Origin of the sequence: Holdemanella porci, from assembly GCF_009696075.1 — a bacterium.
Taxonomy (GTDB): domain Bacteria; phylum Bacillota_I; class Bacilli_A; order Erysipelotrichales; family Erysipelotrichaceae; genus Holdemanella; species Holdemanella porci.
In genome coordinates, this window is the sequence record NZ_VUMR01000073.1 from 1 (window position 1) to 8,104 (window position 8,104).

General features: G+C 34.5%; 10 protein-coding genes. 1 reads left to right on the plus strand and 9 read right to left on the minus strand.

The window, feature by feature from the left end; translation table 11 throughout:
- Positions 1–101: 101 nt before the first annotated feature.
- A complete protein-coding gene (locus FYJ55_RS09765; protein WP_195836720.1) occupies positions 102–293 on the minus strand; it encodes a hypothetical protein in 192 nt (63 codons plus the stop codon).
- 192 nt (positions 294–485) lie between these two features.
- Here FYJ55_RS09765 and FYJ55_RS09770 point away from each other — a divergent pair, with 192 nt between their 5' ends.
- Positions 486–1,454, plus strand: coding sequence for a nucleoside/nucleotide kinase family protein (locus tag FYJ55_RS09770; RefSeq protein WP_195836721.1), 969 nt, complete (start codon positions 486–488; stop codon positions 1,452–1,454).
- Between the two features lie 20 nt (positions 1,455–1,474).
- Here FYJ55_RS09770 and FYJ55_RS09775 read toward each other — a convergent pair whose 3' ends face one another.
- From FYJ55_RS09775 to FYJ55_RS09810, 8 genes are all read right to left on the minus strand, one after another.
- Positions 1,475–3,283, minus strand: coding sequence for a Na/Pi cotransporter family protein (locus FYJ55_RS09775; protein WP_117570829.1), 1,809 nt, complete (start codon positions 3,281–3,283; stop codon positions 1,475–1,477).
- A gap of 157 nt (positions 3,284–3,440) precedes the next feature.
- Positions 3,441–4,082, minus strand: a complete 642-nt coding sequence (locus FYJ55_RS09780) for a site-2 protease family protein (RefSeq protein ID WP_154556666.1) — start codon at positions 4,080–4,082, stop codon at positions 3,441–3,443.
- Positions 4,075–5,178 (minus strand): redox-regulated ATPase YchF, encoded by a 1,104-nt coding sequence (gene ychF, locus FYJ55_RS09785; protein WP_117570827.1) that lies wholly within the window; start codon positions 5,176–5,178, stop codon positions 4,075–4,077. Before ychF ends, FYJ55_RS09780 begins: the two co-directional genes overlap by 8 nt.
- Positions 5,179–5,196: 18 nt before the next feature.
- A complete protein-coding gene (locus FYJ55_RS09790; protein WP_117570826.1) occupies positions 5,197–5,388 on the minus strand; it encodes a DUF951 domain-containing protein in 192 nt (63 codons plus the stop codon).
- Between the two features lie 2 nt (positions 5,389–5,390).
- Positions 5,391–6,245, minus strand: a complete 855-nt coding sequence (gene folD / locus FYJ55_RS09795; protein ID WP_154556667.1) for a bifunctional methylenetetrahydrofolate dehydrogenase/methenyltetrahydrofolate cyclohydrolase FolD — start codon at positions 6,243–6,245, stop codon at positions 5,391–5,393.
- Positions 6,245–6,694 (minus strand): D-aminoacyl-tRNA deacylase, encoded by a 450-nt coding sequence (dtd, locus tag FYJ55_RS09800; RefSeq protein WP_118115225.1) that lies wholly within the window; start codon positions 6,692–6,694, stop codon positions 6,245–6,247. Before dtd ends, folD begins: the two co-directional genes overlap by 1 nt.
- Positions 6,691–7,176 carry a 2-C-methyl-D-erythritol 2,4-cyclodiphosphate synthase gene (ispF, locus tag FYJ55_RS09805; protein ID WP_154556668.1) on the minus strand — a complete coding sequence of 162 codons (486 nt, stop codon included), beginning with the start codon at positions 7,174–7,176 and terminating at the stop codon, positions 6,691–6,693. The genes dtd and ispF overlap by 4 nt, the downstream gene beginning before the upstream one ends.
- Positions 7,169–7,684 (minus strand): nitroreductase, encoded by a 516-nt coding sequence (locus FYJ55_RS09810; protein ID WP_154556669.1) that lies wholly within the window; start codon positions 7,682–7,684, stop codon positions 7,169–7,171. The genes ispF and FYJ55_RS09810 overlap by 8 nt, the downstream gene beginning before the upstream one ends.
- Positions 7,685–8,104 lie beyond the last annotated feature (420 nt).

Here is an 8,104-nt window from a genome sequence, read left to right on the forward strand (position 1 = left end):
TACAACACGAATTCACTCACATTGTGAATATGAATCTCCACAAAATTTTGAAAAACAATATTTGAAACATAAACATTAAAAAAACAGATATTTAAGTTGTCTTAAATCTTGACATAGTACCAAAACTTCAATCCATGTTGTACTTCCTTCGCAACTAATTTTGCGATTTGTTCATCCTCTACATCACGCAATTGTTCATATGTGATTTCATTATTATTGAATTTAGCACGGGCCTCTTTAATTTCCTGTGGTCTTAAAAAAGATCCCACAATATCGTATTTAATATTCAACATTAGTAAATTTCCTCCAACGTCATCATTTTATCATTTCTAATTAATTATTGATAATATTTAATAATATGCATCCGTTATAACTTTTATCTATAATAGAAAATTAAAGAACGTGATAAAATAATTTTTATGAACACAAAATCATGTATACTCAACCAATTTCAAACATACCCACAACTAGAACTACAGGATTTAATGAAATTTTTATACCAAAGCAGTTTTGGGTGTGAACACTTACTTTCAAATCCTGACACAGTTCAAAAACAGATCCAACAAGAACTCGATACAAAACTGGATACATGTAATTCCATTGAATATCTAGATGGGGATTATGTTCGTCTTCATTTAAATTATGGATTGAGCGTTAATACACTAAGTACTTTATTTATTTTATCAAGTCAACAAGAAAAAAATGGCAAGGAACAGCTCGAAGAAAAGCTTCAAATCCTTATCGATATGATTTCCAATAAGGAACTTCCATTTTCTTTAAACAACGCTAAGCTAACTCTTTTAAAATGGAAAGAAGATGGATATCCTGCCATTCATCATTCCAATACATTCAATGAATTGTACCATCCATCTTATCGCTTAATACATAAAAAGTACGTCCCCTTCTTAAAACTATTTAAGCATATCGACAACAAGCATCCTTCTATTATTTCAATCGACGGGCGTTGTGCTTCGGGTAAGACTACACTTTCAAATCTTTTAACACAAATATATGACTGTAACGTATTTAAAATGGATGACTTTTTCTTACAACCCCATCAAAGGACAAAGGAAAGGCTTGAAAGTCCTGGAGAAAATGTAGATCATGAACGATTTGAACAAGAGGTCTTGATTCCACTATCCAAACATGAAGATATAAAGCTGCGTAAATTCAATTGTTCAACTTTGTCAATACAATCTGCTCACTTAATTCCATATAAATCATTTAATGTCATTGAAGGTTCTTATTCGATGCACTCAGATCTTCAAAGATATTATTCGTATTCTGTTTTCTTAACTGTAGATAAACAAGAACAACTTTCAAGACTTGAAAAAAGGAACCCAAATATGTTGAACAATTTTATTCAACGATGGATTCCTTTAGAAGAACTTTATTTTAAGACTTTTTCAATCCAAGACATATGTGACATAAAAATAGATACATCAAAGGCCTGAATCATCAGGCCTTATTTACATTATTCAACTTGTTCATCTTCCATACTGACAATACGACCTTCTCTTTGTCCAAGATCATATTTTTCATGGTACTCAGCCAATGTAGTTTTATAATCGTCACCTTCAATCGCATATACTTTGGAATCGTGAATATGAATATCTGTATCTTTTTCACGAATCTTAATCAAAGCCACCATACTACTTGCACAGTGTGTAGCGATACGGTTTAAACTATTTAATAAATCATTGAATACTGTACCTTCTTCAAGGCCACAGTTTCCTTGCGATAAACGTTCAACGTGACGCAATTTCATTTCATCACAAAGTCCACGAATGACAATTCCTAATGGAGATACGCGTCGAGCCAAAGCTAAATCATCTTCTAAATAAGCATGATATGTCATATTCATAGATTCACGAACAGCCTCCATAACAAGGTTTAACTCATCCATAGCGGCATCTGACATTGCCATACGATTCTCATTAATACTCTTTGACATATCGGCAATATCTGCAGCGTGATCTCCAATTCTTTCAAAGTCACTAATTGTATGAAGATATAAAGAAGCTTGTCGAGTTTGTTCAGTATTTAATGCTTGTTTTGTCAGCTGCATTAAATAAGAACCTAAACGTGCTTCATATTTATCAATCAAATTTTCTTTACGATGTACTTTATCATATTTTTCTGGTTTAAACTCATTAATCAAGTTCATTGAACGATTCACGTTATTACGCACCTTTTTAGCCATACCATTCATGACACGATGACATTGTGCAATCGCCAAAGCAGGATACGGAATCAAACGTTCTTCTAGTAAATCAAAGTCAGCTTGTTCTTCTAGATCTTCTGGACTGTCTTTGACAATACGCATCAATAATTTTTCAATTTGAGGAATGAACCAAAATAATACTAATACATTTCCACAACGAATAGCTGTATTCATTAATGCGATATTTACTGGAGACATAACTTTATTCACAAAGCTATAATGCATAAATACATTTGAACCATAGAATAGAATTGACCAGATAATCATACCAAATAAGTCGTTGATCAAATATTCTAATGCGGTACGTTTACCATTTTTATTTGCACTTAAGGCAGAAATCAACACAGGACAGGCAGCACCAATACCAATTCCTAAGTTAATTGGAAAGGCTGCCGCAAATGTCAATGAGCCTGTCATAGATAGTGCTTGTAAGATACCAATCGCTGCACTTGCACTTTGTAAAACAGCAGTAAACAAAATACCAACAAGAATACCCATGATTGGATTTGAGAACATTGTAAGCATACTAATGAATGTTTCGTTTGTTCTTAATGGCGAAACGGCTCCACTCATTTGTTGCATACCTGTCATTAAAATCGCAAATCCAAGCATGATATTTCCAACATTTTTATGTGTAGTACGTTTTCCAAATGTTTTTAAACAAATACCAATAAACGCAAACAATGTTGTGATCATAGCTGTTGAAAATAAGCTTGCGATTCCACTAGAACCACCAACATAAGATAAACACAATATCCAACCGGTAATACTTGTACCAATATTGGCACCCATGATAATACCGATAGCTTGTCTTAGTTTCATCATACCTGAGTTAACAAAACCAATGACCATTACTGTCGTGGCACTACTAGATTGAATAACAGAAGTAACACCTGCACCTAAGGCAACACCTTTTAAGCTTGTGTTTGTCATCTTGTACAAGAATGCTTCTAACTTGTTACCGGCAACGCTTTTTAGTCCATCGCCCATTAATGACATACCGAACAAAAATAACGCAATGCCTCCTAATAGGGATAAGACCATTGTAACTATTTCCATCTTGAACTCCTTTATAAAATGAATATTTAATTTTCAATTTTTACGCATATTGCGACGCCTTTATTATGCAATAAAAACAATGTCAAAACAATATTAAATTTATGTTAATTTTCTGTAAAATGAAGTTTTTTCTGAAAACGCTTTAAAAAAGATGACTTTAGAAACCTAAAATCATCTTTGCGATCATCTCAAAAAATTGAATCATATTTGAACGTAACATACCCAACGGATGATCTAATAGGCCTGAAAAAATCAATAAGATAAATAATAGATTCATCCATGGTGCACCATCAATAAATTTATAGTATTTATCGTCGGGTAAAAACGAAAACAATACTTTTGAGCCATCTAATGGTGGTACTGGAATCAAGTTAAAAATGCCAAATCCAGTTGAAATCAATCCTGTATATGTCAATGTATTCGATATAAAATATCCTACACTAGACATCATAAAATATGGAGCAAATTTATAGAGTGCATAAAATAAGAATACACAAATAAAGCTCAATAGAAAGTTTGCGATTGGACCCGCAAAACTTGTCCATATGATTCCTGTCTTCGCATCTTTGTAGTAACGTGCATCCACGGGTACTGGTTTTGCCCAGCCAAATCCACATACTAATAGACAGACAAGTCCAATCCAGTCAACATGTTTAAAAGGATTTAAGCTCAATCGACCTTCCATCTTAGCCGTAGGATCTCCCATCCAATAGGACACAAGTCCATGTGCCGTTTCATGAATCGACATGGAAAGAACAACGGCAATGACAAGATAAATAATATTTGATAAATTAAACATTAAATCTAAAGTGCATTACATCGCCATCTTGCACGACATAATCCTTTCCTTCTAGGCGCAAGCGTCCTGCTTCTTTAATAGCTAATTCGCTACCCAATTCATCGATATCTTCAAAACGATATACTTCAGCACGAATAAATCCCTTCTTGAAATCTGTGTGGATAACACCTGCACAATCCGGTGCTTTCATGCCTTTTTTAAATGTCCATGCACGACATTCATCTTCTCCAGCCGTTAAGAATGTACATAGATCCAATACGGCATAAGCCTTTTGAATCAATTGATCCAAACCAGATGTTTCAACGCCTAATTCTTCTAAGAATGCATCTTTTTCTTCTTTATCTAAACCAGACAATTCTTCTTCCATTTGCGCACATAAGGCAACAACCTGGTTATTCTGGCTTTGTGCATATTCTTTTACTTGATTATAGTAAGCACATGAATCTGGATCCATGATCCCTTCATCATCTAAGTTGGCAACATAGATCATAGGTTTAGCTGTCAATAAGTTATAGCCTTTCATCAAGATTTGTTCATCTTCATTCAACTCTAATGAACGAGCTGGTTTTCCTTCTTCTAAGATTGGTTGTAAACGATCTAATAAAGCCAATTCATCCAATGATTCTTTATCCTTATTTGTTTTAGCTTTACGTTCGATCTTACTTCTACGATTTTCAATTGTCTGAAGATCCGCTAAAGTTAATTCTAGATTAATAATTTCAATATCACGAATTGGATCTACACTATTTTCAACGTGTGTGATATCTGGATTATCAAAACAACGAACTACGTGACAAATCGCATCTGTTAAACGAATGTTTGATAAGAATTGGTTACCAAGTCCTTCACCTTGACTTGCTCCCTTAACTAATCCCGCAATATCTGTAAATTCAAATGTTGTATAGATTGTTTTTTTTGGATTGAAGATTTCAACTAAGCGATCAATACGATAGTCTGGTACTTCTACAACACCTACATTGGGCTGAATTGTCGCAAATGGATAGTTTGCGGCTTCTACTTGTGATTTTGTGATAGCGTTAAATAAAGTTGACTTTCCTACGTTTGGAAGACCAACGATTCCTGCTGTTAATGGCATAAATTCAATACATCCTCTCTATTCTTCTTCATGTCGAATTACTTTTTTTAATTTCTTTTCAAATTTTTGCCTAGGCATTAAAACACTGGCTCCACAACCTAAACATTTAATTCGAATATCTGCACCCATACGAATAATTTTCCATTCATTGGACTTATGACAAGGATGCTCTTTTTTCATTTCTACAATATCATTTAATCCATATTCCATAATTATTCTCCTTGCACATGCATATGATATGCATCCAGCGTATTCGATAATAACATACAAACCGTCATTGGACCAACACCTTTTGGCACTGGACTTACATAACTTGCCTTTTTCGCAACCGATTCAAAGTCACAATCCCCTACAAGTTTTCCATTGACACGATTGATACCTACATCAATAACAACAGCCCCTTCTTTTACCCAATTTTCATTGACCATTTGAGCAACACCCATCGCAACAATTAAAATGTCGGCTTGTGAAGCAATCTTTTCAATATCCGGTGTTTTGGAATGAACGATTGTTACTGTCGCATTCCGATTTTGAAGCAACAGGGCAACTGGTTTGCCTACAAGGTTACTTCTTCCGCAGACCACAGCACGTTTACCAGATAAATCTTTACATCCAATGGAATCTAACATAGCCATAACACCTTGTGGCGTACAAGGAATAAAGCCTGGACGATTCGTAAGTAAACAACCAGCATTCATGGGGTGTAAGCCATCTACATCTTTTTGTGGATCAATCAATTCTAAGGCTGCTGTTTCATCTAAATGCGAAGGTAAAGGCATTTGCACTAAAATACCATCAACTTCAGAATCTAGGTTCAAACTCATAATCACATCATTTAATTCTTTTTGCGATACATTTTCATCTAAACGAATTGTTCTTTGAAGCATCCCAATAGAAGAACAAGCCTTTTCTTTACCACGAACATAAGATATACTTGCCGGATCATTTCCAACAAGTACAACACTTAATAATGGTAGCCTTGCCCCTTCTGCACGGATGTCATCAATTTTTTGTTTCATATCCGCCTTGATTCGATCCGCAAGTGTATTTCCATATATAATTTCCATTAAAATAACTCCTTTGAATCCAATACAATGGTTACTGGACCATCATTCAATAATTCAATCTTCATATCAGCACCAAAAATACCTGTTTCAACATGCATACCTTGTTCTTGTAGTTTCTGATTGAATTGATCATACAATGTTGTAGCTAAATCTGGTTTACCTGCATTTGTAAAACTTGGGCGATTTCCCTTTTTACAATCCGCGTATAAGGTAAATTGAGAAATAGAAAGAATACTTCCTTCTACATCTTGTATGGATTTATTCATCTTCCCATTTTCATCTTCAAAAATTCGCAAGAATAAAATCTTATGAATCATTTTATCAATAATTTCATTTGTATCTTCATTATTGAATCCTACAAAAATACAATATCCATAATCAATTTGACCTGTTATTTGACCATCTACTGTACATTTTGCGTTCTTTGCCCTTTGAATTACTACTCTCATCCTTTTTTCTCCAATATACAAACACTAAGGCTTACAATGCCCTCTTCATTTCCTACAAAGCCAAGTTTTTCTCCACGCGTAGCCTTAATCGAAACATCTTCTATGTCACAATGCAATACATTTGAAATATTCGTTCGCATAGAAATAATGTGTGGTGCCATTTTAGGTCTTTCAGCCAAAATAGTCGCGTCCACATTACCAATCTGATATCCCATTTCATCCATCATATCATAGATATGTCCTAATAAGACAAGACTGTTCGCACCTTTATATTTAGGATCTGTATCCGGAAAATGTTTTCCTAAATCACCTAGTGCAAGGGCTCCTAAAATACTTTCGCCAATCGCATGTGTTAAAACATCGGCATCCGAATGTCCTAAAAGTCCTTTAGAATGTTCAATTTCAACTCCGCCCAAAATAAGTTTACGACCCTCTACAAGCTGATGAATATCTACCGCTTGTCCAATACGTATATTATGCATAAACCACCTTAGACGTTCTTTCAGCACGCTTTTTAAGCTCTTCGTCTCTATAGCCTAAAATACAATGTCCAATGCCTTCATAAGATTCTGGTATTCCCCATTTGATCTTTAATTCTTTTCCATATTCTGTTTCAAACACTTCTTTAGCACGGTGGATCCAACATGAATCAACACCTAAGGCATTTGCAGCATTCATTAGATTCCCCATAGCCAAAGCTCCATCGTATAAATATGTGGGTGCATGGGTATCTGCGAAGACAATAATCAAACTTTTTGCACCATAAAATGGGTCCGCCGATGAATTCATAACCTCTGCATTCTTTTTAGATAATTCTTTTACTAATTCTTCATCCTCAACAGCTACAAAGGCAAAGATTTGACGATTCATGCCACTAGGTGCACATTGCCCGGCATAAATAATTTTTTCAACCAAATCATGACTCACCTTTTTGTTATTATATTTTCTTACACTTCTTCTCTCTACAAGATTTTTATATGCTTCATTCATTATATTTTGCCTCCAAAACTACCTCATATTATACAATACAAAATCTTATTATACAAAAAAAGCCTGGCTAAAAAAGGACTATATAAAAATAGTTGGGGTCTAGATACGCTATAAGATTACATAGGGTAATGTGCTAGGCAGCTTAAAATTCGCTCCAAAGTATTTTGGGGCGTTTTTTGTTATACTTGAATTGAAAGGATAATTCAGCTGACAAAAAGAAAAAGCGAAATACATTTCCGCCAAGATTTGTTTCCCTCGCTTTTCCCCCACCAAGCCACCTGAAAGGTATGCTTATGTTGATGTTAGCATATAAATAGGACTAGTCAAAAAGAGAAAATTTACGCCAGTGGTACAATAGAAAGAGGATGATTCAAAGACAAAGGAAGGCAAAAGAAAATGGCAAATAAAAAGAAACAGTTT

What these genes read in the sequence shown, in the direction of transcription:
- dtd (WP_118115225.1), bottom strand. Translation starts at nt 6,694, where the DNA reads ATGAGAGTAGTAATTCAAAGGGCAAAGAACGCAAAATGTACAGTAGAT.
- folD (WP_154556667.1), bottom strand. Translation starts at nt 6,245, where the DNA reads ATGGAAATTATATATGGAAATACACTTGCGGATCGAATCAAGGCGGAT.
- FYJ55_RS09770 (WP_195836721.1), top strand. Translation starts at nt 486, where the DNA reads ATGAAATTTTTATACCAAAGCAGTTTTGGGTGTGAACACTTACTTTCA.
- FYJ55_RS09775 (WP_117570829.1), bottom strand. Translation starts at nt 3,283, where the DNA reads ATGGAAATAGTTACAATGGTCTTATCCCTATTAGGAGGCATTGCGTTA.
- FYJ55_RS09790 (WP_117570826.1), bottom strand. Translation starts at nt 5,388, where the DNA reads ATGGAATATGGATTAAATGATATTGTAGAAATGAAAAAAGAGCATCCT.
- FYJ55_RS09765 (WP_195836720.1), bottom strand. Translation starts at nt 293, where the DNA reads ATGTTGAATATTAAATACGATATTGTGGGATCTTTTTTAAGACCACAG.
- ychF (WP_117570827.1), bottom strand. Translation starts at nt 5,178, where the DNA reads ATGCCATTAACAGCAGGAATCGTTGGTCTTCCAAACGTAGGAAAGTCA.
- FYJ55_RS09810 (WP_154556669.1), bottom strand. Translation starts at nt 7,684, where the DNA reads ATGAATGAAGCATATAAAAATCTTGTAGAGAGAAGAAGTGTAAGAAAA.
- FYJ55_RS09780 (WP_154556666.1), bottom strand. Translation starts at nt 4,082, where the DNA reads ATGTTTAATTTATCAAATATTATTTATCTTGTCATTGCCGTTGTTCTT.
- ispF (WP_154556668.1), bottom strand. Translation starts at nt 7,176, where the DNA reads ATGCATAATATACGTATTGGACAAGCGGTAGATATTCATCAGCTTGTA.